This is a genomic window from Desulfobacter vibrioformis DSM 8776 (assembly GCF_000745975.1).
Classification (GTDB): domain Bacteria; phylum Desulfobacterota; class Desulfobacteria; order Desulfobacterales; family Desulfobacteraceae; genus Desulfobacter; species Desulfobacter vibrioformis.
The window spans coordinates 107,182-131,820 of sequence record NZ_JQKJ01000007.1 but is presented as its reverse complement, the minus strand read 5'-3'; the positions used below and the strand labels follow the sequence as shown (position 1 = coordinate 131,820).

Genomic DNA, 24,639 nt, shown 5'->3' with positions numbered 1-24,639 from the left:
AATCCGAAATTTTCAATACCCCACATGGGCCCCAAGCCCGGAACGAACAGAGTAAACCATCAAGGATGAACTCCCATCAAAGGACGGATCGAGATTAAGTCCGGTCAAGGTATGTGAATGGCAAAAAGAAATAAAAATACCAGAAAAAAAATAAAAGAAAAGCAGCGATACATTGCAAACTTGGCGTTTGATGATCTTGTGGAAAAAGGAGATAAACACACGTTCGGTAAAAACCCCCGGGAGGCCATAAAAATGTATAAACTGGCCATTAAAAATTCAAAGTCAGAAGACCAGGTCCGGGTAGGGCATTGCAAATTGTTTGTAGCGTATATGCAAAGAGCAAAGGAACTTGCCCGTAAAAACATGCCGGAGGAGGCCGCATTATTACAAAAACAGGGCATGAACTATCTGCCGACCCCCGACGTTATGGATCAGCCCGGCATCGCTTTGGTCATTGAACTGTGTGATATCGGAAAAGCCTTTGACTACGCAGAACAATATGTTGCCCTCAAAGGAGCGGATCCTCTGGTGGGTGTTTTGCTTGCCGACCGGCTGGTAAACCAAGGGTCTTGGGATTTTTTGGATAAAAAACAAGCCCCGTTCTTTATTTCCCGGGATGCCGCTATTGTTAAGGCATGCATTCCCTTGATGGATAAAGGCCAATGGCAGCAGGCATCTGACGGAATGAAGGCATTGCCGAGAAATTCCGCCTTTGCACATATCCGCATGTTTTGCAGAGCCATGGCGCTGTTTGGACAGGAAGATGACAAAAACATGTACAAGGCTATTTCCCTGATCCCTGAAGCATCCGTGTTCGCTGAAATTGCAGCCGTGCTTGGGGCAACGGTTCAATCCGTAAACGAAAAAACCTGCATCAAAGAAAATAAAACCCTTGCGGCATGCCTGTGGCAAGGAGCGCTGGACGTCTGGGATACGGCTGAAAAAATCATTGAACGGGAAGAAAAAAAACAGTTTGACAACACCATGAAGCAACTGATCACGGCCTTTTCAAAACAGATCCTGCCGGATGACCCGGAATATGCCACGCAATATCTTGTGGAAACATTATGGCAGCAGGATCTTTCCAATGAAAGGACGTTCATGGCACTTGAAAAAGCCCTGCTGCCCCGGGATGCCGCATTGCTGGAAGCCAAGCGGAAAATTTTATCCATGAACAACCCGCTGGATAATGCGGCGCAATACCTTGACCATCTGAAAAAAACGGATTCAGATCCCCAGGCCCTTGCCATGGCGGAGTCTGCCATTTTTCTCTATGTGTGCAGGGCTGATTTTTCGGAAAGAATCCAGGAGGAGTTGATGAGGCTAAGCGACAAAACCGCAGCACGATTCGGTTTTTCTCCCGGTGAAGGGATTGACAGCCTCTGGATGCAGTGTGCGGCCCGGGGACTCCAGTGTGATGCCGGCAACAGAGAACTGTATGAACTGGTGGCCCGAATGAATGTCAGTACCAGGGAAGCCAAAAAGATCAAGGAGGGGCTGTTGCTTTCCATGTGTGAGACCTTCCCCGATGATCCCTACCCCTGCATTGAACTGGCCTCGCTGTATCATGGCAAAAACGCCTTCAGGAAAGCCGAAAATATACTTAAAAAAGCCATGGAACTGGCCCCCTATGACAGCCGGGTTCAGGATATGCACATTATCGCCCTTGTCATCTCCGCTGACAAGAGCCTTAACAAAGGCAATTATCAACGTGCCCGGCAGGATCTGGAAAAAGCACAGAACCTTGATGCCGGTACCAATGCCCTTCTTTTACAAGAAAAGAAGTTATTTTACCAGATTTGTGAACACCCTGAAATGACTGAAAAGGTCATTGGATTAAACCTGGATCAATTTTCTTTATTCCAAAGGCTTAGACTTGTTTCCATGCTTCGCATGGATGTTCAGGATAAACCCCAAAAAAATAATTCAAAGGTATCTCACAAAATCAAGTCCTTGTTTAAAAACGAACTTGGGCAGGTTCCGGGCCTGAGTTCGGAAGAGCTGCTGGCACTTCTCACCCCTTTCCCGCGGGAGTGGCAACATATTTTTGCAAGCCTTAAAATTCACCTGGTGTTTTTGGCGACCGAAAACGGAATACTCAAGCACCTGAACGATGACGATCTTATCCGGCTTATGGACCGGGTTCTTTCAGCGGATCATGTGACCCCCTTTCACCTTGAATTGCTGAGACGGACCCGAAAAGGAAAAAAAGAACCTGGCCATGATCTGTTGACATTTTACGCCCTTGTCCTGGAAGGTATCCAGGATAATGACTGGGATGTGGATGGCCTCATGGATTTGGTGGAAGATGCAGATCCTGAAATGAAGAAAAAATTCAAGGCTGCCGGAGAGCGCCTTTCCCGTCATACCCATGGTCCCTACCGCCATGCGCTCCAAAACCTTGAATTTGAATTATTAGATGATCTGTTCGATGATCTGTTTGACGATCTGTTTGACGACGACGATGATGATGATGATGAAAAATTTAATCCATTTGATTCCCTTCCAGGAGACATGTTGGATTTTGAGCATTTCAAAGATCCTTTTCTGAAAAATCTTTTTGCAGACCAGGGAAAGCAGCTGAAGCGGGAAGATCCCAAAGAATTTTGGGGGATGTTTGAACATTTGAAAAACGAGATAGAAGAAATTATTGATAGCGAGGGATTACGCGGTGCATCCACATCCGTATTAAATAGATGTAAAAAGGATTTGATGAAGAAAAATCATGAAATTAATGGGTTGATTTTGATACTCAATCTTATTTTTAAAGATGAGGGCAAAAAGAAATTGTCCCGGGAAGCCAAAATCATATTTCTTCAGTAAGGCACAAAATCAATCCTAAAAAAATTTGTAAGGAAGAAATATGCTGAAATCTTATCTTGTTCTGGGGTTATCCCTTAATGCAACGGATCTGGAAATCCGAAAAAAGTACCTTCTGCTGGTAAAGACCCACAGCCCGGAAAAAGATCCTGAAATGTTTCAAAAGATCACAAGCGCCTATGAGTCCATCAAGGATGCAAGAACCCGGGCCGCAACAAAGCTGTTTTTTGCGCTGAAAAACGTGGAATCCAGGCAGGCCATTGAAACCCTTGCCTCATGCGTTAAAATCACCCGGCGCACCCCTGGGTTGCAGGAACTGTTAAACGCCGTTGGCAAGGAGATGGAATAGCAGGTGGAAAAATCATCTGACAGAGAAAAAAGGACCGGGAACTGGTTTAAAAAGACAGCTTTTTCCTTCACAAAAATGAAAGGCGTGATCATACAGCGCTGTAAAACTGTCTTAAAGGGCTATTCCCGGGTATCTTGGGATGATGAGGATGAGATATCCGAAGACCGGACCGCATTGGAGACCGGCGGGATGCAACCCTGGAAAACCAAGGTTCTTGAGGACTTTAAAACCTGGCTTTCCGAGGTGCCGGACCAAGATCCTCCCGCCTTGTCTGTGACGCCGGATACCTGTGATCTTTATACCCTGCTTTCTGAATTTACGGCCTTAAAACAGGAAATTAAGATGCAGAACAGGGAGCAGCACCGGACATTAAAGGCCCTGGATCAGATCACGGCCATGACCGACGCTTATGGTGAGATCATGGACCATTTTAATGAAAAGACAAGACAGATTGCCGACTTAGAGCAAAATATTCGAATGGAGACTGAGAAAAGAACCGTGTCATATTTTTTTGATATCCGGGACAGCCTGGTGCGCGGCAGGGCTGCCTGTCCGGCATCTGTTTCCCAAAAGGGATTTTTCAGGCGGGCACCGAAAAACATGGACAATATCCGTGACGGATATGATATGGCCATCCGAAAATTTGACGCATCCCTTGCCCTGCTGGGCATTCATCCCATAGCGTCCACGGGCGCCGTATTTGACCCCATGGCGATGAGAGCCCTGGAATCAAGAACTACGGAGGGGGTGGAAAAGGGAACGGTGGTGGAAACCGTATCCGGAGGCTTTAAAAGGGGCAATGAAATTTTACGGTATGCCCAGGTGGTTGTCGCCGACTAAATTTTTTAAAAGGATTTTAAGGAAAAAGGACTTTTTTATATGGAACCGATTATCGGGATAGATCTTGGTACGACAAACTCTGAAGTTGCCTTTATTATGGATGGCAAATCAACTGTTTTAATGGAGAATGATAACGGAATTGTACCTTCCTGTGTGGGTCTCGGGGCAGACGGAACCATGAGTGTGGGAACAGCCGCCCGGAATCAGGCCACGCTGTACCCTGACAAAACGGTTCTTTCCATCAAGCGTCTCATGGGCTCACAGGAAAAAGTTGCCCTGGGAAACGACAGCTACACCCCCCAGGAGATTTCCGCTTTTATTCTCAAGGCGCTCAAGGAGAGGGCCCAGCGGATAACAGGGCAAACCATTACAAAAGCGGTCATCACTACCCCTGCCTATTTTACGGATGCCCAGCGCCAGGCAACCCGGGAGGCGGGCGAGATTGCAGGGCTCACCGTGATCCGGATACTCAACGAACCCACAGCCGCAGCCCTTGCCTATGAATCTGCGGATGCCCACGCCCGCACCATCCTGGTGTATGACCTTGGGGGCGGCACCTTTGATGTCTCCATTGTAAGAATTGAGGACGGGGTGGTGGAGGTACTTTCTTCCACAGGGGACAACCATCTGGGCGGAGATGATTTTGACCTTGAGATTGAGAATAGGCTTCTGGAGCATATTGAAAAGGAATACAGCATTGACCTGTCAGAGGATACCATTGCAAGGGCAAGGCTCAGGCATGCTGCGGAAAAAGCAAAAATAGAACTGTCCAGCGCCCCCTATGCCGCCATTGAAGAGGATCACATCGCCAAAAAGGATGGCATGGATGTGCATCTTTCCTATGAATTATCCAGAGTGGATTTTCAATCCATGATTGAGCACCACCTTCAAAAAACAATGGACAGCGTGAACAAAGCCTTGAAAGATGCTGCCATGCTGCCGTCAGCCCTTGATAAAATTATTCTGGTGGGGGGCTCCACAAGGATTCCCAGACTTTCGGCCATGCTGGAAGACAGTTTCGGCATTTTTCCCAACCAGGAAATTGATCCGGATCTGTGTGTCGCCATGGGGGCCGCCATCCAGGCCGGACGGGAAATGGGACTGGATTCCGCCGGCATATTACTGGATATTACCCCCTACACCTTTGGCACTTCTGCCATAGGAGAGCTTGACGGTGTAATGACCGAGACCCTTTTTGTCCCTTTGATCCGAAGAAATACAAAGCTTCCTGCGGTTAAAAGCGAGGTGTTCTGGACTGTTTTTTCCGGGCAGGAGCGGGTGCAGATTGAAGTCTATCAAGGCGAAGACCGCGACGCAGTGAACAATATTCTTATTGGCACCTACCGGCTTGATTTAAGTCCTCATCAACCGGAAAGTAGCCCGGTTATTTTGAAATATGAACTGGATTTTAACGGCATACTCAAAATAACTGCCATTGAAAAGAACACAGGCAAACAGATCACCGGTGTCATCGAGAATGCCTTTTCCGAAATATCCCAGGACACTGTGTCGGCATCAAAAAGCAAGATTGATAAAGTGTGGGAATCCCTGGACGATTTGGATTTGGATTTGGATTTGGATACGGCAATAGATGATTCGGATGAAAAAAAGCAAGTCCCGGCTGAAACGGACGACGCGTTTGAGTCTCTTATTGCCAGGGCCAGGGCTACCCTTGAAAATGCTTCTGCAGAAGATTGTGAGGAAATTATTAACCTCATTGAAGAGATCAAGACTCTGGCCGCTGATAAAAAACTGGATGAGGCTCAAAAATCAGCCCAGGCCCTTGAAGATATTCTTTTTTATCTTGAGTAAGGCAGGGAGGCCCCATGGAAAAATGTCCGGCTTGCGGGGCTCTGGTGAGTCCGGGGCAAAGCGTTTGCCGCAGGTGCAGAACCGATTTATCTGTGTTGTTAAACATCGAAACCCAGGCCCAGATGCATGGGAAAAAGGCCTTGGAGGCCTTTGAAAAACAGGCTTTTGAGGAGATGTTTTACCATGCGAAAAGGTCTGCTGCCCTTATAAATACGCCTGAATCCGGCAGATTGCTGGCAGGTGCCGCGGTTCTGGCCGGAAAATATGAAACAGCCCTGAATATAAGTATTATCAATAATTTCAAGTAGATAACATCAACAAAATGCCAAATCATATTCATGGCATTATCCAACCCATCCCAGGGACACCCCTTGCGGGTGTCCGTAATTCAAACACAGGTGGAATACGGAGCGGTGGGGACAAACATGGATAACAATCTGTCAAAACGATTTAAACAGATTGATCAATTGAAAACGAAACAGGATTCAGACCTTTCAGATCAATGAAAAGCATCTTTGTCTATGTCCTCTGCTCCAGGGTCGTCATCAAATTCTGGGATTTCTTCTTCCTGTTCATCATCATTTTCACCATCTGACTTAGAATTTTTGCCGAAAAATCTTGTCCCGAGAATACCGATTTCATACAAAAGAATCAGCGGCATGGCCATCATGATCTGGGTGACCACATCCGGCGGGGTGATGATCGCTGCTGCCACAAAGAACAGAAGCAGGGCATATTTCCTGTTTTTCCTTAAAAAAGCAGGGGTGACCAGTCCCATGCGGGACAAAAAGGTCAGCACAAGGGGCAGCTCAAAAACAAATCCAAAGGCCAGAAGCATTTTGGATGCAAAGGAAAGGTACTCCTTCATGGAGGGCATGGCCTGGATGGTTTCCGTGGTAAAGCCAAGAAAAAACTGGAACCCGTATGGGAAAACAATAAAATACCCGAATGAGGCCCCGGCAATAAAAAAAATAAGCGATAGAATGATGATGGGCAGGATATATTTTTTTTCGTCCCGGTACAGCCCGGGAGAGACAAACATCCAGAATTCATAAAACAGGACCGGGGTAGCAAGGGTGATGCCTGCCAGTAACGACACTTTAAGATAGGTGAAAAAGGCTTCGGGCAATCCTGTATAGATCAGTTTTGCATTGCCGCTTTTTGCCATGGCAGTGACCAGGGGGGCCGTCAGAATGTCAAACAGTTGTTCCTTGAAAAAATAGGCCGCAACAAACCCCAAGCCCACGGCAATAAAGGAATGAATCAGGCGGTCACGCAATTCGCCCAGGTGCTCGGTAAACGGACTTTTTTCTTCCGGATCGCTCATGTCAGATACCTGATGGATTTATGCTTTAGGGGGCGCTGTGTCGGTTTCAGGCGCAGCCTGGGCGTCTGCATCCGGACTGTCCTGGGGTGATTCCGAATTTTTTTTTGTTTCAGGGACGCCAGGGCTTTCGGATTCAGTGGACATCTGCTGGGGTTTGGATTCGGGGCCGTCTTCTGTTATATCCTTGATAACGTCCTTAAGTTTGTTTTTAACAGGCTCTGGCTTGACCTCTTGAACGGTCGTCTCTATATCAATGGAATTTTTCAGATTCTGGGCAGATCGTTTGAATTCCCCCATGGCCTTGCCAAGGGTTTTGGCCACTTCCGGCAGTTTTTGCGGGCCTATGACGATGAGGGCAATGGCCAGAATCAGCAAAATTTCCGGCATTCCTAGACCAAACATATGCTGGTTTTACTCCTTGTGATTGCTTATTTGGATTTAATTACCATGTTGTTTTTACATTGAACCTGATTGGGTGTCAACCGGGACCGGGTCATGGGTTTTTGGCTGCCGCTGTTTTTGCCGGTCTTTGCCGTCTCCTGTAAGGCTTTTTATCTTTACTGGCACCTTTTGTTTGATTCTGTTTAAACTTTTGTTTTGAAGGACATGGGGCCGGTGCTGGCAGATCCGCCTCCAGAGTTGCCGTGGGATATTCGCAGCTGACCTTGTGGCCAAGGACCTCTTCAATTTTCGGGATTTGAAACGAACTCATTTCATCGGCAAAACTGACTGAGGTGCCGGTGGCGCCGGCCCTGCCGGTGCGGCCGATTCGATGGATGTAATGCTCGGGTTCCAGGGGCAGGTCATAGTTGATTACATGACTGATGTTTTCAATGTGAAGTCCCCGGGCAGCCACATCCGTTGCCACCAGAACATTGAGATTTCCTGTTTTAAACTGGTTGAGTACCTTGAACCGTTTGTCCTGGGGCACGTCCCCGGACAGAACCCCTGCGTTCAGGCCGTACCTGGATAGTTTTTCCGACAGATACCGGGCCGTATCCTTGCGGTTGACAAAGATGATAACCCGTTCAAGTTTTTCACTGATCAGAAGATTGCATACATTTTTAAACTTATTTTCTTCCGTGGTCAGATAGACAATCTGGGTGATGGTATCCGCAGCCGCCTGTTCCGGATCAATTTCAATGCGCACGGCATCCCGGGTCCAGGACTCGGACAGGCGGAGAACCTCGTCTGTAAGGGTGGCGGAAAAAAACAGGGTCTGGCGCTTGTCCTTGTGGGGGGTCATGTAAATCAGGCGACGGACATCCGGAATAAATCCCATGTCCAGCATTCGGTCTGCCTCGTCAATGACAACAATCTCCACCCGGGACAGATCAATCAGTTTTTTTGAGATAAAGTCCAGAAGGCGCCCCGGGGTTGCTGTAATGACGTCCACGGGTTTGTCCGTGAGAAGGGTCTGCTGTTTGTGATAATCGGTGCCGCCAAAAACAGAGACAATGCGAAGATGGGAATATTTGGCAAGTCCCTTGAAATCCTTTTCAATCTGGTGAACCAGTTCCCTGGTGGGGGCAAGGATCAGTGCCCTGGGATACTTTTTCTCCCGCTTGACCGGTGTGCGGACAAACCGGTTAATTACGGCGATGATAAAGGTGGCGCTTTTACCTGTTCCGGTCTGGGCCTTGGCCGTGGCATCCCGGCCCTCAAGGGTGTGGGGAAGAAGCCGGGCCTGGATATCTGTACAGTATTTAAAATCAAGGTCGCAGATGGCATGCATCAGCCCTGTGGGAAGCTTAAAGTCATGGAACCGGGTTTTGCCCTCCTGGGGGGGAACCTGAAATTTCTCCAGGGTCCAGCGCGGTCTTTGGGGTTTTGGCCGGGGCTTTTTAACCGACCTGGCTTCCCTGTCAGGGGGCAGTGCAGCCGGTTCAGGGGTCCGGGTTTCTGGAATACAGGTGCTGGGATTTTGTTTTTGGGGGGGTCCGGTAAAAATTTTTTTTATGAATCGGATTAATTGTTTCAAAGTGATTTAAACGTATCTTTTCTTTATTTTGAGGGTAAGTTAAGGTAAATATCTAAACGGTCAGTGTGTTTCTAACAGACACGCCGTTTTTTGGGAAGGAAAATTTCGCGTTTTGCGGAACGGTGCGGGTCATGTTTTTATGTATAAAATTCCTTACCTGCAGCAATGTTTGGAAAAAGTCAAAAAAACTTGACTTTTCAATTGGTTCGCGATAACACGTTTCATAAAAATAACCTGAACCAGGGTGATATAGAATGCTGATACTATCCAATTTTTTTATGGCTGTTGCCATTGTCCTTGACTATGCGCTAAATATATATATGTGGATTGTTATTGCTTCGGCGGTGCTGTCCTGGGTGAATCCCGATCCGTACAACCCAATAGTCCGGTTTCTTCGCAAGGCAACGGAACCGGTGTTTTACCAGATCCGCAAACATCTTCCCGTGACCTTCGGCGGTATGGACCTGTCCCCGATTGTTGTATTTTTAGTGATTATTTTTATGCAGAATTTTGTTGTAAAGAGCCTGGTTGGCCTGGCCCGTTCAATGTGATAAGGACCGCAGAGGAAATAAAATTTGCGGTCCGAACCTAAAGGGAGTTTATTCATGGGCGTTACACCACTGGTGATCAAACAAAAAGAGTTCTCCACCCGTTTCAGAGGTTTTGATGTACAGGAAGTGGATGCCTTTCTTGAAGAAGTGGCAAGGGAACTTGAATCCCAGGAAACTGCCCTGGAAAATTTCAGGCAGGAAAATCACCGGCTGAACCTGGAAAACCAGGGGTATAGAAAACGCGAAGAATCAATGAAAAATGCCATGATTCAGTCCCAGAAAGTACTGGATCAGATGAGGGATAACGCTGAGAAATCAGCCCAGGTCACCATTGCCAATGCAGAGGTTGAGGCTGAAAAAATCCTGAATCAGGCACATAAACGCCTTTCCCAACTGCACAGCGATATTACGGAACTTAAACGCCAGCGTATCCAGCTTGAAATGCAGATCAGTTCGGTGATTGATTCACACTCAAAGCTGCTCGAGATGACCAAAGAAGAAAACAAAGCAGCCGATGAATCAGACACGGCCCTGAAATTTATCCGGCGGGCCTGATTCCTTTGACATAAGCTTCTGGTTACACGCCCTTATCGTACAGGGCTGTGTTGATTTATGGATAGGTGTTTCCAAAATATCTTCGGTTCAGGGGGAAAACAACAAAAAAAGGGGCAAAAATGGCTGAAATTGATGCGTTTTTTAAGCTTATGCATGACCATGGGGCGTCCGACCTGCACCTGACTGCGGGGCAGCAGCCTGCGTTAAGGCTTCACGGCGACATTGAGCGAATTAAATACGATAAGCTGACCAATGATAAGCTGCGCGGCATGCTTTATGAAATCACCTCCCAGGAAAAAATTAAGGAATTTGAGGAGACCGGGGATGTTGATTTCGGATATGAAATTCCCGGCCTTGCCCGGTACAGGGCCAATTATTTTATGCAGAAAAACGGCATAGCCGCCGTATTCCGTGAAATTCCATCGGAGATTATGACTGCCGAAGCGTTGGGGCTGCCGCCGGTGATCTCAAAACTGGCAGACCTGCCCCGGGGGCTTGTACTGGTGACAGGACCCACCGGTTCCGGTAAATCAACCACCCTTGCTGCCATCATTGACCAGGCCAACAGAAACAGAAAAGACCATATTATTACCGTGGAAGACCCCATCGAGTTTGTTCACAAAAGCCAGAGCTGTATTGTGAACCACCGGGAAGTGGGGACCCATACCAAAACCTTTTCCGCCGCGCTTCGCGGGGCCCTGCGCGAGGATCCGGATATTATCCTGGTGGGCGAGCTCCGGGATCTTGAGACCATTTCCCTGGCCATTGAGGCGGCTTCCACCGGTCATCTGGTTTTTGGCACCCTGCATACGTCAAGTGCCCATAAAACCGTGGACAGGCTTGTTGAGGTATTCCCCAGCACCGAGCAGGCCCAGATCCGTTCCACACTGGCAGACGGTCTTCGGGCCATCGTGGCCCAGGTGCTGTTTAAACGGGTTGATAAAAAGGGCCGGTGTGCTGCAATGGAAATCCTTGTGGCAACCCCTGCGGTCAGAACGCTTATCCGTGATTCAAAAACCCATCAGATCCCTTCCATGATCCAGACGGGCAAACAGTTCGGGATGCAGCTTCTGGACGATGCCATCATGGCCCTGTATAAACAAGGAAAGATCAGTCCCGAGGATGCCTATTCAAAGTCAAATAACAAATCATTGTTCCGTCCGTTTCTTAAACGCCCGCCTGCGGATTTCACAGAAGCGTGATCACAGGTTCTGTGACATAACAGGAGCAAAGCATGAAAAAACAGCAGCTTGATTATATTCTTACCAACATGCTGGATTCCCACGATAATGTGTCGGACCTGAATATCACACCGGGAAAACCCCTTCAGGTGGAAAGTTCAGGCCAGCTTACCGCCGTTGATCTGGGGCAAGGGTTCAGCATCCTGACGCCGTTTCAGACCGAGGTTCTGGCACTCAATCTTATTAATAATGACAGAAAACAGATTGAAACCCTGCTGCGGGAAGGCAGCTGTGATTTATCCTACCAGCTGGGCATCAAGGCAAGATTCAGGGTGAACATCTTTTCCAGGTCAGGCAAATACGCCATTGTATTAAGAAAACTTGAGACCACCATCCCTACCATTGAAAAGCTCAACCTGCCGGCAAGTTTTCATAAGATGGCCGATGAGAAGAACGGCATCATCTTTGTTACCGGGGCCACAGGTTCGGGTAAATCCACCTCACTTGCCGCGCTTTTAGACAAAATCAACGCGACCAAATCCGTGCATGTGATTACCCTGGAAGATCCCATAGAGTACCAGCATACCCAGAAACGATCCACCTTTAACCAGCGGGAGCTGGGTATGGATTTCGACACCTTTGCCTCGGGACTGCGGGCTGCCTTGCGCCAGGCCCCCAAGGTGATCCTGGTGGGCGAAATGCGTGACCGGGAAACGGTTGAGATCGGCCTGTCCGCTGCCGAGACCGGCCATCTGGTGGTCTCCACCCTGCACACCGTGGATGCCGGACAGACCATCAACCGCCTGCTGGGCATGTTTTCCACGGAAGAGGAAAGGCAAGTTCGCATCCGCCTGGCCGACACTGTCCGGTGGGTGGTGGCCCAGCGGCTTTTGCCCAAGGTGGGCGGTGGGCGGGTGGCTGCCTTTGAAATCATGGCCACCAACCTGCGGGTCAAGGATACCATTTTAAACGGGGAGTCCGAAGGCAAGACGTTTAATGACATTATTGTGGCAGGTAAACCCCAGGGCATGATTTCCTTTGACGAGTTCATTATAAGTTTGTATGAACAGGGAACGATAGATGAAAACACGGCCACAGCCTATGCGTCACGCAAAGATATTGTGGGCAGGGGGCTTGACCGGATCAAGAGTGCCAGGGGGGAATCCACCAGTGGCATTCAGTCCCTTGAAATTGACCGCAGTTACGGGGAGGAGGACGACTTATTATGAAAATTGCTTGCCCGACATGCGGCAAAGATACAAATCTGCCCGATGATAAGATACCAAAAAACAAGGATTTTTCATTCAAATGTCCCAAATGCGGGGCCTTGGTTCCGGTCAAGGCATCGGCTAAAAACCCCGGAGATGCCGGTTTTGAGCCGAACATCGCCGGCATGGGCCCGGATGATATGTCCGGGCTGAAGGCCGGCGGTGCGAAAAAGGCGCTGGTCTGCCTGGCCCCCTGCCTTGGCCGTAACCGGATCATGGCTGGACTGGAACATGCCGGTTTTACGGCCCATCTCCCGAAAACGCCGGCCCAGGCAGTGAAAAATCTTGAATATTATGTTTACCCCCTGGTGGTGGTGGATGACGCCTTTGATACAGACAAGGCCATGGCTGCCAAGATAAATAATATGGATATGTTTCTTCGCCGCAAGACCTGTCTTGTCCGGATCGGTCCGGGTTTTGAGACCGGGAATGCCATGACAGCCCTGAATCTGAGCGCAAACTATGTGATAAAATCCCAGGATCTTGAGCAGGAAGATGCCTCCCTGGCGGATCATGTTCTGGCCGTGGCCCTGTCCGAACATGAACAGATGTATGCTGTGTTTAACGATTCAATGAAGGCTGTGGGCAAAGCCTGAAATCTCCCTTTGTCCTGTTATGAATCTGCGCGCGCAAAACTGGTATGGACCAGGAACCCTGACAGAGTGGCTCAAACGGGTATGTTCGGTTTTAAATCTGACCATTCTTATAGTTACCTGCATTATTGTTGTATCTGAATTCCGTTTTGACTGGTGCGAGCGTATGGTGGGCAATTATCTTTCCTTTACCAATGACGCCCGCCCTGAAACCGGTGCCATCTGGGACGCGGGACGGCAGATGGTCAGTGCGCTGCAATCCCTGGATCAGATGGCCCTTGCCCGGGAAAGTGCCGGACGAACCGTGCGGACGGCAGATTCCTTTGCAGACCTGGCGGCCAAGCTGGGGCCCGGGGAGTGGGCCAACCTGGACAAGGAGCGGTTCAGGGAGCTGTATCTGTCTTTACCCCCCTACCGCCGCAGGGATGTGGTGGATCCGGTGCGTCTGGTGTGGCTGCTCAACGGCGGTGCCACTGACCGGATTTTCTGCGAAGGCCGCATGGGCGGCATGAAAATTTTTTTCATTGATACCCAGAACCGGGTTGTTCAGCAGGTGGACCTGGATGTCCAGGCGTTGGAGAACGACGGCGGTGGCGCCGTGGTTCCGGGAACCCTGGACAATGCCCCTGAATTTTTTGGCAGAATCTATCCGGCCTCTCTTTTTTTTACAGCCGTCTCAAGGCTGCCCGGGGACATGAGATCAGATTTGATACTGGATACCCAGGATCTTTTATCCGAAAAAGGCGCCCTGGGCCGGGTAGGAGTGGGTAATTCCGCCCAGGACGGTTTTATCTGCCTGGGATTTGAATTCCGGCACCTGGGCCAATCCCGGGTGGTGGAGGTCAAAGCCCGGGAATGGGCTGTCTGGCAATTGACCCTGGTGCTGAAGGGAGAAGGCTGATGCGGCTGTTTTCATGGCTGCTCTCCCTGGTGCGCCTGCTGTTCTATACAGGGCTTCTTGCCCTTGGTATTATGCTGGCGGCAGGCTGCCTCATGGTTTTTCATATTTCCCAGGACCTGCCCAAACTGCCCTCGCCTTTAAGTCGTATCATTGAAACCCCCCAGAGTCTGATCTATGCCGCAGACGGCCAGGTGCTCATCGCCCTTGGCGAAAAAACATCCGTTTCCCTGGACATGGTCTCTGCCGATTTTCTCAATGCCATTGTGGCCACCGAGGATCACAGGTTTTTTGAGCACCATGGTGTAAATAAGCTGCGTACCTTTAAAGCCCTGTATATTACCCTGTTTAAACCCGGCCGGATCCAGGGCGCCTCAACCATTACCCAGCAGCTGGCCAAGAATCTGTTTTTCAGTTTTGAAAAGACCTGGCAGCGTAAATTCAAGGAGATGCTGGTGGCGTTTCAGATTGAACAGGCCAATACCAAGGAGCAGATTCTTGAGGCCTATATCAATCAGATCCATTTCGGGGCCGGGGCCCAGGGCATTGAAAAGGCAGCCCGCATGTATTTTGATAAATCCGCCCAGGATCTGACCCTGGCCGAAGCGGCGCTGCTTGCGGGCCTTCCCAAAGCACCCACCCAGTATAATCCTTTCCGGTATTATGATAAGGCCCTTGCCCGGCGGCGGGTGGTGTTAAACCGCATGGCAGCGGCCGGGTTTATCACGGCAGATGAGGCAGCCAAAACCGATGCCATCCGCCCGGAACTGCACGATGGCCGCAAAGATGCCCGTACCGGCAGTTATTTTCTGGATGCCCTGATTCAGGAACTTGTGAAAATTTACGGTGAGGATGTGGTGTATCATGGCGGCATAAAAGTGTATTCCACCATGGATTCAAAACTCCAGGCCGATGCGCGTACCGCTGTCGCGGAAGGGATGGCCCGGCTTGACGAACTCATGGGATTGGATAACGGAGTGACGGAAAAACCCCAGGCCGCCCTGGTGGCAATTGATACGGCCAGCGGTGCGGTCAAGGCCATGGTGGGCGGCAGGGATTATTATACCAGTGAATTCAACCGGGCCGTGAACAGTAAACGCCAGGCCGGCAGCGGATTTAAACCCTTTTTATACTATGCCGCCTTCAGGAATAGAAAGCTGCACCCGGCCACCGTGTTCCAGGACAGGCCTGTGGCCATTCCCATTAAAGGGGCGCCTGACTGGTATCCCCAGAATTTTGAAAAAACCTTCAGGGGGCCCATGATCCTGAAGCAGGCCCTGATCCAGTCGGTGAACACCATCGCGGCCCAGGTGGTGGCAGATGTGGGGCCTGCTGCCGTGGTGGATGTGGCAAGGATCTGCGGCGTAAAAAGTCCGCTAGAACCGGTATATTCCGTGGCCCTTGGGACGTCTGGCGTCAGCGTCATGGACATGGCAGCCGGGTTCTCCACTTTGGCCTCTCTGGGTATTTACCATGACCCATTTTTGTTCTGGCGGGTTGAGGATGCAAGGGGCCGGGTGCTTTTTGAGCATATTGTCAAAGACCGCCGGGTATTGGATGCGGCAACGGCTTTCCAGGTGGTGGACATGATGGAAGGCGTTGTGGACGCAGGATCGGGCCAGGGGGTCAGGCGCCTGGGATTTAAGCGGCCGGCAGCCGGGAAAACCGGCACCACGGACAATTATAATGATGCCTGGTTCACCGGATTTACCCCGTCCCTTTGCGTGTCTGTGTGGACCGGGTATGATAAAAAGAAAAAACTTGGCGACAAAAATAGAAGGGGGATTACCGGGGGCCGCGGGGCTGTGCCCATCTGGACGGATTTTATGATCCAGGCCATGAAAGGGGAACCTGAACGTGATTTTTTGATTCCTCCGGATATCCGGTATGAAATCGTGGAAAAGACCACGGGATGCCTGGCAGGTTCCCGGCAAAATCAAAATATGGTTGATGGCACAGATGCGCCGCCGCCCGTGCCAGACCCTTCCGGTACCATTCGTGTGGCGTTGAAAAAAGGCCAGGACCCCTGCCGGGGATATTAAGATGATTCGCATGATCCGACATATCAGTGTCCGGTTCTGGCTGACAACCCTGATGGTTCTGCCGTCAGGGTTTATCTTGTTTCCCCGGTTATCCGGGTGGCTTTCGGATATGCCTGCTTCGGTGTTTATCCCCCTGATGTATGTGTTCTGTGGCCTGGGACTGGGTATATTCATGGATATTGCCGGGCTTTGGCGCATCAGGGGACTGGTCCGGGAAGCGCAGTTGTGGGAGCGTTCCGGTATTGCCAGCCGGGCTGAAAAAAAGTTTATCCAGGCCGTCCGGATCTATGACAGTGCCTGGATATCGCCGTTGGCTGCACAACGGGCAGAGCCCATGCTTACCTCTTCCCTGGCGCGGTTTTACCTGGCATCGGGCAGCCAGCGCCGGGAAATCCAGGGTGCAGCCAGTGCCTGGCTGGCGCAAAATCCCAAAGACGAAAGCCTTGCCCGGTTCTGGCTTGAACGTATCCAGGATCAGGATATGTCCGGAACATTCACCCAGTCCATACTTACGGTGCTGGCAGATAGCTGGTATGCAGATCCTGATCTTTGCCGGATACTGGTGGCGGTGTTCCTGGACCAGGGCCGGATGGATTTTTCAGCAAGGCGCCTGTACCAGTCCTTTCTGGATCTGACCGGCGGGGATAAAGAGGCATCACAACAGGATAAGGCCCGGGCTGAAACGATCCGGGATATGATGTCTGCACGCCTGGATACGCCTGCACCGGACCCGGACCCGGAAATGCCGGAACCGGGATGGATTACCCTTGGGGATGACCGGATTGATCCGGCGACATTTACGCCCAAGGATCAAGGGGACGACGGCCAGTTGGCAAGTCTGGGTGACCAGGCATTTGAAGAGGGTCCGGCAGGATGGCGGTCGGAAGAAGAGATCTATACCGGACAGCAAACATCCGGCCGGATGTCGGCCCTGGTGTCCGGAATCGGCAGAAAAGCGGCCGGGGGTGGATCTTTTATCGCAGACCGTACCGAAAAAGCCAAACTCACTGTTTTAAATCTGATCCAGGACCGGGAAAAATGGTGGGGCCGGGTGCGGGTCATCATGATTACCTGCTTGGGCGCCTGGCTGATCTTTTTTGTCTGGGGCACGTTTTCCCACATGTTTAAAACAGCAGAGCAGCCGGCCCAGCAGATCAAGGTCGTGATTCCAAAACCGTTTACCATCCAGGTGGCGGCCTACCATAAAAAGGCCCATGCCGACAATTATATGGCAACCCTCGCCCAAAAGGGGATCGAAACCACCATGACGGTCACGGACGGCGGGGGCAAAACCTGGTATCTGGTCCGCGTATCTGAGTTCACGGACCAGAAAAGTGCCCAGTCTTACGGCAACCGGCTCAAGGCTGATCACATCATTGACGACTTTTTTGTGACTAAAAATTAAGCCTGCCTGGGGGGGGAAGGTTTCATTGATTATGCCCATGGGGAAAATACCGATGTTTTTTTGCATTCCAGCAGACAAGTATCAATCCCCATGCTTATTCATGATTCCCGACGGGGGTGCAAAATAAGTCAACAGGTATTAACAGAGCGGGGTATACCGTGGGTAAGATAGAATCAAACACGGATTAAAAGGGGGAAATCGTGGCAAAAGCAAAAAAATCTGAGAATGTTCCGAAGGCAATGCAGGAAGTTTATGATAAAATTGTGGCGATTACGGATGAGGTTGCAAAAAAGAATCTTAATGATGAGTATGCTCAGACGATTCGGTACGCCACTGCCGCCCTGTGCCGGAAACGCCCGTCTCCCTTGTTGAAAGGGCGGGTGGAGAGTTGGGCTTGCGGCATCACTTACGCCATCGGGTTTGTCAATTTTTTGTTTGACCGGAGTCAAGACCCCTTCATGAGTGCGGCGGACCTTTGTGCCGCCTTTGGGGTGAGTAAAAGTACTGGTGGAAACAAATCAAAGGAAGTCAGAGATATTTTGAAAACTTTTCAACGTGACCCCAACTGGTGTCTTCCGAGTGAAATGGATAATAATCCTATGGTGTGGCTGATTTCGGTGAATGGTTTTATGGTAGACGCCCGGAACGCTCCGAGACAAATCCAAGCGTTGGCTTATAAAAAAGGCATGATTCCCTACATCCCGGATGATAAAGCATAAGCGGAAGGCAACCGGGTGAAACTCCCCATAGGATTTTGGAAAACATCCTGGGGTTATGATTCTGACCATGGCCTTACAGATTGATCACCTTGTCGGCCAGCTGCATGGCTGTGACAATATCCAGCATATTGGTGGTCTGGCCAATGGCTTTTTTTTCCATCAGGCCCAGGTGGGTCAGGCAGGTCCCGCAGACAAGAATCGTGACGCCTGATTCTTCAAGTGCGTGCAGTTCATCAAGCACTTCAGAATCAAGCGTTGCAAGGGAGACGCCATGATTGACAAAAACCAGACGCCACAGCTCCTTGCCCATCTCCTTAAGCGTTTTGATGAAATTGATCATCAGCTTTGCGCCCAGTTCATCATCTCCAACGCCCAATTTGTCGGATGCGGCCATTACCATGATTTTTGCCGGGATATTTTCTTTGGATAACTCTGGAGCGGATGCCGGCTGTCCTGTCGGCCCGGAAGTCAGCTTTACGGCAGCGGCCTGGTCCCGGGTGCCTTCCACAACAGACATGGCCATGTCGGATTCCACACCGACTTCAAAACCGGCATAGGTTAAAAACCGGCTGACATTTTCAACGGCGGCATCATTGTCCACCAGCACCCGGATATGCGATAATACTTCGCTTTCAAGGCATTTTTTTGTTTCGAGCACGGGTGCCGGGCAATCCATTTTCCTGCAGTCAAGTTCTTTTACCATTTTATTTTAATCCTCCTTGTTAGAGATGAATCGTTTTTTTTGTGCCCAACCACAGATTTGGTAAAAACCTGAAAACCGCCATTTAACGGGGAAATCCCGGCATTGGGCAGGTTTGACAGGATTGATGCGGCAGCCATTGCTGTCCAGGAAAATACAGGCCCCGTCAGGCGCATCAATAATTGAAAGTCCGTTGCGGTCCCGGGTCAGACAGGTGAAGGTCTCTATAAAATCCAGGACATCCATATTCAGAAACTCCGCAATGATATCCGGTTCTTTCGCACCCAGACGGACATATCCGCTTTGTCTGCAGCAGGCCCCGCATCCTAAGCATTCAAACCGTGTCAGATTCAGTATGTGGTCGTTTGTCATTGTTACCCCCGGTGCTGGGGTTTTATTTTGCAGGACCGGCCAGGGTAATTTCAACTGCGGCCCTGAAGGGGTCATCTGACGCTTTTGTCTGTTTCATGTCATCGGGTTTTCCGGGGCCGTGGCTGGTGTCGGAAGACCCCTGGTCGGGCGATTCGCCTTTGGGTCGGTCATGTTTTTTGCCCTCCAGATTTTCCCGCCGTTTTATGGCAAAAGAGTTGCTTTTGGCTGACAAGGCAATGTTCATCACTGCACCGGCTATCCGGGGTACGTCGAAAAATATTGCATCAAGGCTGATCACCGCTTCAAAAATTAAGGTGTGTCGGCCTGCTTCTGTCAGACCAAGGGCTATACCTGTGGTCCGGGCCTCCGTCATGGACATGGTCACGGGTCCCGAAGAGAAGGGATAGGTCACGACCAGGGTGTCCGGCAGTTTGAAGGACGCGTGGCATTTGAGCTGGATTGAAAAAGGCTTGGCATTTTTTTCTCCTGTTTCCATGGACAGGATTAAACCGTTCTGGGTCAACTGCCGGGCTATTCCGGGATCGTTGACTTCAGCCAGCAGACAGAGCTGTTCGGCATTGTTGCTGATCCATATTTTTGTGTCTATTTCGCTGTCTTTGTATTGCGGGGCGGATCCGGGCCAGTCCGCTTTGCTGCCGTCTGCATTGATGTTCTGGCTATGCCATTTTCCCAAGGCTGTTCGTGACGGTTCGGGTTTGGGCGAGGCGGCACAGCCGACAATTAAACCTGCTGCAACCAGGGTTATTATTTTTTTAAAAAATCTTTTTTTGTCCATTTTTTTATTCATGCACATTTGGATTTCCCCCTTGTGCATTGTTTTTTACTGCATTTGCCTGGTAAAGACAAGATTGTCAAACGAACAGATTGATATTGGGCAGGCGTAATGTCTGGGGCGGCGGGTCCAGAAGACGCCGTATGTTGTTGCAAAGTTGATTCATATCTTCAGCCCGTATCAGGGATTTTAAAATGGCGTTGGAAAATTTAAAATTGGCGCAGAAATACGGGGCAAATTTTTTAAACATTTTCAGGGCAAAGCGGTCCTCATAATAGCCGCTTAACAGCCTTGCCATGTCCAGGGCGGTTTCCATATAAATGGACGGTTCCGGTTTAAAGCCTTTTGTCCACTGGGCAAAAATCCAGGGTTGGGCCACGGCCATTCTGCCGATGGAAAGCCCCTGGCAGCAGGTTTCCCGGATCATTTTGATTCCGTGCTCGGGGGCAAACAGGTTCCCGTTGCCAAATACGGGAATGGTGACAGCGTTCTGTACTTTGCCGATCAGCTCCCATCTGGGGCTTCGACTTCTTCTGTCCGGGGCCACCCGGGGATGAAAGGTTAAGGCATCTGCGCCTGCATTTTCAAAGGCCCGGGCCATGGTCACAGGGAAGTTGTGATCATCCTGCCAGCCGGTTCTGTATTTAACAAAAACCGGGCATGACACCGCCTTTCTGACGGCAGATACAATGTCAACCGCCTTATCAGGTGTTTTTAAAAGTGCGGCCCCGCATCCTTTTTTACAGATTGCGGCAACGGAACATCCGAAATTCAAGTCCACCCCGAAGAAGCCTTCGGCTTCAACGCGCCGGGCAGCCCGGGCCATGATCTCAGGTTCTGCGCCAAATATCTGGCATACGGTGTGATCCAGTTCTTCGGGGCGCCAGGAAAACACATGGGATCTCCCGGGATTTTCATGGGGAACGGCTTTGGCAGAACACATGCCCGTGAACAGCAGGCCGAATCCTGAAAACCGGGTCACAAGCTGCCTGAACGCGATGTGCCCCAGTCCTGCCATGGGGGCCAGCACCATCCGGTTGGAGATGGTTTTACTGCCGATGGTCAGGGGCCTGAGCAGATATCGGGACAGGTCTTCGGGCGTGTTGACAACCCTGGCTGCTGTGTGATCACAATTCGATTGTGTCATTAAAATCCATGCTCACTATTTTTGTCCCCGGGCACTGCAGGTTAACCTGTTTTATAAACGGGGTGATATCCACGGCCCGGGAGATCGGCGGGAAAAAATCATCCTGGTGGTGGGGAAGCACAAATGCCGGCTTAAGGGCTTTTACATAGGCCATGGCCCTGGCGCAGATGTCCGAATGGCCCTGGAGGGGCACAAGTAGAAGGTCCACAGGCTCTTTTGCCAGCATCTCAAGTTCCGCACGGGTGGAACCGCCGGTGCCAAAGAAAAGAATGCGTTTGCCTTCAAGCTTAAATTGCCAGCTTAAAACCTGGCCGCAGGGGTAATTTTTCAGCAACGGCAATATGTCCTTGATCTGTTTTCCTGCGCGTATCAGTGTGGTGATTAAGAGTTTGGCATCAAAGCGGATGTGACGGCTGAAAAAGGCTGTGGCGTTGATATGTGAAAAACGGATGTCATCCCCGCAATTTTTTATTTCCATCAGATGAGCGGAGTCCATGCCCATTTTTACCAGGGTCCGGGCAACAACGGGGGAGCACACCACCCGGGCGTCCGTGGGGTTAACAATGTCCGGAATATCCAGGATATGATCAAAATGGCCGTGGGAAACAAAAACGTGGGAGAAGGGCGCAAGATCCTTGGGTTTTATTGTCTGAACCGGCCATGCCCGGGCGTTCCGGCTCAGATAGGGATCAATAAGAAAGGAAGCGTCCCGGGACTGGATTTTAAAACCGGCTGTACCTGTCCACTGAATTTTCATGTTGTCACCATTGGCTTGATTGTGGGTTCCCGGGTGTTGTATCAGCCATGGCCTGTTTGTGCAATGCCTGCAACGGGACCGTTACAGGTTGCCGGACAATGCCAGGGCATTTTTATTGATGGCAATGCCTGAATCCGGCTGGATAATATCATGGTGGGTGGATTTAAAGGGCAGAAAAATCAGGGATACGCTTTGGGGAACGACGTCGGTCCCGGATAAAATTTCAAGAATTTCTTTTCTGGGCTTCAGCAGGGCCGCCATGGTAATGCGAATGGTCTGGATGGCCTCGGAAGCAGGCAGATTTACGGGCTGGTACACATTGTTTTCAATGGTTTGGGACAGGGCCGGTTCCAGCTGGGCTGAGGTGATCTGGCCCAGGAGCCGTAAAAAAATGTTGGGACGGACTTTAAATGCCGGACTCCAGAAATGCACCGGTTTTTCCTCCCATTCCCGGGGAATTGCCAGTGGCAGGTTTGCCATCCGGGCCAGATCCGCATGGCTGGACAGGTTTATGGGCGAGATTTGGGCACTGATCCGCCAGAACGGCACCATGATGTCATCCTTGTGGGCAGGGGCTGCGGCACTGAATCTGATTTTTGCAAGTTTCTCCCCCCTGGCCCGCCACAGGCAGTGGCAGTTCCGGCAGACCAGGACCAGTGAATCGCCGCTGCCCCCAAGATCCGCCCCGCAGCCCGGGCAAATTCCGGCAATGAAATGGGTTTCAATGCCGGGCCGGACCCGATCCAGGTTGGATAGATCCGGAGTCATCGCTTTTTCCAGGGGCAACGCCTGGTTGGTAACCCCGTCCACAAGCTGTTGCTGCCTGGTGTAAAAAGGAGAATAAATAAGACTGAAGGTTTCTCCGATATCCTCTTTAAACGTGGGTTCCTCCGGGTTTAAACCCACTGTTTTTTCTTTTAATACCAGTGCCGATGGCAGGGGCCGAAAAAATTCTCCCCTGGTGTCGGGCCTGATCAGTTTCATGGTCATGGCCTGGGATCTTAGACCCAGGGAAAAGGGAATCTGGGGCGGCATATCTGCCACAGCCAACGTGGAGATATCCGTAAATCTGGGGGTTATACCGGATGCCGTGCAGGTGTAGCGCACACCCTTGAAGCGCCAGTAGGGCAGGTATATCAGGTTTACATCCCGGGGCACCTGGGGGGCCCGGGGCAGATAATACCTGGGAAATCCTTTCTGGGAAATACAGGACCGGACCCGGCAGAATTGGCACACAAAGAACCGGGTCTCTTCCCCGAGGGTGATTGGTGCCCCGCACTGGGGGCATTGATGCTGGACCGCGTAGCTAATATTTTTCTCCGCACTGGTTGCAGAACATTGCACCAGGCAGATTTTTTGCCCCGCAATTGCCGCAGGTTTTTTCTTTTATCTTTTCCATGACCTGTTTTCCGCATCTGGGGCAGAATTTTGTGCCGGGTGTGATGTTTTTGCCGCAATACTGGCACCGGGCAAAGATCACCTGCTGGTGGCCGCACTGGGGACAGAATTTTGCGTCCAGGGGAATCTGGTTCTGGCACTCCGGACAGGCTGTGGCCATGGCGGCCTGGTTTGCCGGCTGTCCTGCCGGGGAAGGCATCTGCTGGGAAAATATGCCGGGCAGCATCATGCCGATGCCTAGGCCCAGTCCTGCCTGGGCCCCGTCCGAGGCTATGCCCTGGGGGTTCTCAGCAATCTTTTCCATGGCCATGGCGGTTTTCATCTGCATCAGTTTGTTCATGTCATCAAACAGCCCTAACCGGCTTTTGTCATCAATGGCCTGCTGGACCTCGGGGGGCGGGGTGATGGCATTGATGTAAAGATGGGTCAGATCCAGTCCGAATCCGCTGAAATCCTCATGCAGCCTTTGGGCCAGGCCTTTGCCCAATTCATCGTAATGTTCCGGCAGATCAAAAATGGAGGATATCTTATCTCCAATATAGTCGTTAAACCTGGAGACCACCACCTGGTTAAGGTAATCACTGATATCAGAACTTGTATAAATGCCCTGGGTACCGGCCAGGGTGTTGACGAACAGGACCGGCTGGACAATTTTCAAGTTAAAGACACCAAAGGCCCTGAGCCTCACCAGGCCAAGGGCCTTGTCCTTGAATGCCACCGGGTCCCGGGTTCCCCATTTCAGGTTGGTAAAGGTTTTTAAGTTGATAAAGTATACTTCTGCTTTCAGCGGGCTCTCCATGGCCCAGGGAAGGCTTGCGATTTTTGTTAAAATGGGGATGTTGGCGGTTTTTAGGGTGTGCCGGCCGGGACCAAAGGCGCCAACAGCCTTTCCCTGGTAGAAGAAGACTGCGGCCTGGCTCTCCCGGACAATGAGCTGGGCCCCGAATTTGATTTCGCCGGAGCCTTTTTCAGGCAGACGGTGAACCAGTTCCTGTCCGGTTTCGTCAAACCACTCCAGTATTTCAAGGTAAATCAGGTTGTTGGTTCCCATGGGCGCCCCCTTGCTGTTTTTTTTGAACGGATTTGAATTAAAAAAAGAGAGCTTTTATTTTAAAGGAAGCTAACCGCCGG

24 protein-coding genes are annotated in these 24,639 nt (G+C 50.6%); 14 read left to right on the top strand and 10 right to left on the bottom strand.

What is annotated here, in order from left to right:
- The first annotated feature begins 117 nt into the window (after positions 1-117).
- The 5 genes from Q366_RS05800 to Q366_RS05780 are packed head-to-tail and all read left to right on the top strand — an operon-like array spanning position 118 to position 6,129.
- Complete coding sequence (locus Q366_RS05800) at positions 118-2,823, top strand: tetratricopeptide repeat protein (RefSeq protein WP_035237191.1); 2,706 nt, start codon at positions 118-120, stop codon at positions 2,821-2,823.
- Positions 2,824-2,863: 40 nt separating this feature from the next.
- Entirely contained in the window at positions 2,864-3,169 is a 306-nt protein-coding gene (locus Q366_RS20090) for a J domain-containing protein (RefSeq protein ID WP_051957850.1), read from the top strand.
- Positions 3,170-3,172: 3 nt separating this feature from the next.
- Entirely contained in the window at positions 3,173-4,009 is an 837-nt protein-coding gene (locus Q366_RS05790) for a nucleotide exchange factor GrpE (RefSeq protein WP_035237189.1), read from the top strand.
- A gap of 39 nt (positions 4,010-4,048) precedes the next feature.
- On the top strand, positions 4,049-5,821 hold the full coding sequence (locus Q366_RS05785; protein ID WP_035237187.1) for an Hsp70 family protein: 1,773 nt from the start codon (positions 4,049-4,051) through the stop codon (positions 5,819-5,821).
- A gap of 14 nt (positions 5,822-5,835) precedes the next feature.
- Positions 5,836-6,129 (top strand): zinc ribbon domain-containing protein, encoded by a 294-nt coding sequence (locus Q366_RS05780; protein ID WP_035237185.1) that lies wholly within the window; start codon positions 5,836-5,838, stop codon positions 6,127-6,129.
- 191 nt (positions 6,130-6,320) lie between these two features.
- Here Q366_RS05780 and tatC read toward each other — a convergent pair whose 3' ends face one another.
- The 3 genes from tatC to Q366_RS05765 form a co-directional block, all read right to left on the bottom strand.
- Positions 6,321-7,148: a twin-arginine translocase subunit TatC gene (tatC, locus tag Q366_RS05775; protein ID WP_051957849.1), complete on the bottom strand. Its 828-nt coding sequence runs from the start codon at positions 7,146-7,148 to the stop codon at positions 6,321-6,323.
- Positions 7,149-7,166: 18 nt separating this feature from the next.
- Positions 7,167-7,550, bottom strand: coding sequence for a twin-arginine translocase TatA/TatE family subunit (locus Q366_RS05770; protein ID WP_035237183.1), 384 nt, complete (start codon positions 7,548-7,550; stop codon positions 7,167-7,169).
- A 91-nt stretch (positions 7,551-7,641) separates the two neighbouring features.
- A complete protein-coding gene (locus Q366_RS05765; RefSeq protein WP_035237181.1) occupies positions 7,642-9,129 on the bottom strand; it encodes a DEAD/DEAH box helicase in 1,488 nt (495 codons plus the stop codon).
- A gap of 254 nt (positions 9,130-9,383) precedes the next feature.
- Between Q366_RS05765 and Q366_RS05760 the strand changes: the two genes are divergently transcribed.
- The 9 genes from Q366_RS05760 (at position 9,384) to Q366_RS05720 (ending at position 18,341) form a co-directional block, all read left to right on the top strand.
- Positions 9,384-9,680 carry a YggT family protein gene (locus Q366_RS05760; RefSeq protein ID WP_035237178.1) on the top strand — a complete coding sequence of 99 codons (297 nt, stop codon included), beginning with the start codon at positions 9,384-9,386 and terminating at the stop codon, positions 9,678-9,680.
- A gap of 54 nt (positions 9,681-9,734) precedes the next feature.
- On the top strand, positions 9,735-10,235 hold the full coding sequence (locus tag Q366_RS05755) for a DivIVA domain-containing protein (protein ID WP_035237176.1): 501 nt from the start codon (positions 9,735-9,737) through the stop codon (positions 10,233-10,235).
- 119 nt (positions 10,236-10,354) lie between these two features.
- The gene (locus Q366_RS05750; protein ID WP_035237174.1) at positions 10,355-11,437 is read left to right on the top strand and encodes a type IV pilus twitching motility protein PilT; all 1,083 of its coding nucleotides are present in this window, start codon (positions 10,355-10,357) and stop codon (positions 11,435-11,437) included.
- 32 nt (positions 11,438-11,469) lie between these two features.
- On the top strand, positions 11,470-12,645 hold the full coding sequence (locus tag Q366_RS05745; RefSeq protein ID WP_035237172.1) for a type IV pilus twitching motility protein PilT: 1,176 nt from the start codon (positions 11,470-11,472) through the stop codon (positions 12,643-12,645).
- Positions 12,642-13,280, top strand: coding sequence for a zinc-ribbon domain-containing protein (locus tag Q366_RS05740; protein ID WP_035237170.1), 639 nt, complete (start codon positions 12,642-12,644; stop codon positions 13,278-13,280). Before Q366_RS05745 ends, Q366_RS05740 begins: the two co-directional genes overlap by 4 nt.
- 19 nt (positions 13,281-13,299) lie before the next feature.
- On the top strand, positions 13,300-14,178 hold the full coding sequence (locus tag Q366_RS05735; protein ID WP_035237168.1) for a hypothetical protein: 879 nt from the start codon (positions 13,300-13,302) through the stop codon (positions 14,176-14,178).
- Positions 14,133-16,217: a transglycosylase domain-containing protein gene (locus tag Q366_RS05730; RefSeq protein WP_245619882.1), complete on the top strand. Its 2,085-nt coding sequence runs from the start codon at positions 14,133-14,135 to the stop codon at positions 16,215-16,217. Before Q366_RS05735 ends, Q366_RS05730 begins: the two co-directional genes overlap by 46 nt.
- A 1-nt stretch (position 16,218) precedes the next feature.
- The gene (locus tag Q366_RS05725; RefSeq protein WP_035237165.1) at positions 16,219-17,622 is read left to right on the top strand and encodes an SPOR domain-containing protein; all 1,404 of its coding nucleotides are present in this window, start codon (positions 16,219-16,221) and stop codon (positions 17,620-17,622) included.
- A gap of 200 nt (positions 17,623-17,822) precedes the next feature.
- Positions 17,823-18,341, top strand: a complete 519-nt coding sequence (locus tag Q366_RS05720) for a DUF6398 domain-containing protein (RefSeq protein WP_211251867.1) — start codon at positions 17,823-17,825, stop codon at positions 18,339-18,341.
- A gap of 73 nt (positions 18,342-18,414) precedes the next feature.
- Here the strand turns inward: Q366_RS05720 and yedF are convergent, their stop codons facing one another.
- From yedF to Q366_RS05685, 7 genes are all read right to left on the bottom strand, one after another.
- Positions 18,415-19,044, bottom strand: coding sequence for a sulfurtransferase-like selenium metabolism protein YedF (gene yedF, locus Q366_RS05715; protein WP_035237163.1), 630 nt, complete (start codon positions 19,042-19,044; stop codon positions 18,415-18,417).
- Between the two features lie 6 nt (positions 19,045-19,050).
- Entirely contained in the window at positions 19,051-19,413 is a 363-nt protein-coding gene (locus Q366_RS05710; protein ID WP_035237161.1) for a YkgJ family cysteine cluster protein, read from the bottom strand.
- A gap of 22 nt (positions 19,414-19,435) precedes the next feature.
- Positions 19,436-20,221, bottom strand: a complete 786-nt coding sequence (locus Q366_RS05705; RefSeq protein WP_156968118.1) for a hypothetical protein — start codon at positions 20,219-20,221, stop codon at positions 19,436-19,438.
- Positions 20,222-20,285: 64 nt separating this feature from the next.
- The gene (locus tag Q366_RS05700) at positions 20,286-21,353 is read right to left on the bottom strand and encodes a tRNA dihydrouridine synthase (protein ID WP_035237158.1); all 1,068 of its coding nucleotides are present in this window, start codon (positions 21,351-21,353) and stop codon (positions 20,286-20,288) included.
- The gene (locus Q366_RS05695; RefSeq protein WP_035237156.1) at positions 21,334-22,110 is read right to left on the bottom strand and encodes an MBL fold metallo-hydrolase; all 777 of its coding nucleotides are present in this window, start codon (positions 22,108-22,110) and stop codon (positions 21,334-21,336) included. The genes Q366_RS05700 and Q366_RS05695 overlap by 20 nt, the downstream gene beginning before the upstream one ends.
- An 81-nt stretch (positions 22,111-22,191) precedes the next feature.
- Positions 22,192-23,454 carry a phage terminase large subunit family protein gene (locus tag Q366_RS05690; RefSeq protein WP_245619881.1) on the bottom strand — a complete coding sequence of 421 codons (1,263 nt, stop codon included), beginning with the start codon at positions 23,452-23,454 and terminating at the stop codon, positions 22,192-22,194.
- Positions 23,417-24,559: an SPFH domain-containing protein gene (locus Q366_RS05685; RefSeq protein ID WP_035237152.1), complete on the bottom strand. Its 1,143-nt coding sequence runs from the start codon at positions 24,557-24,559 to the stop codon at positions 23,417-23,419. Before Q366_RS05685 ends, Q366_RS05690 begins: the two co-directional genes overlap by 38 nt.
- Between the last annotated feature and the right edge of the window lie 80 nt (positions 24,560-24,639).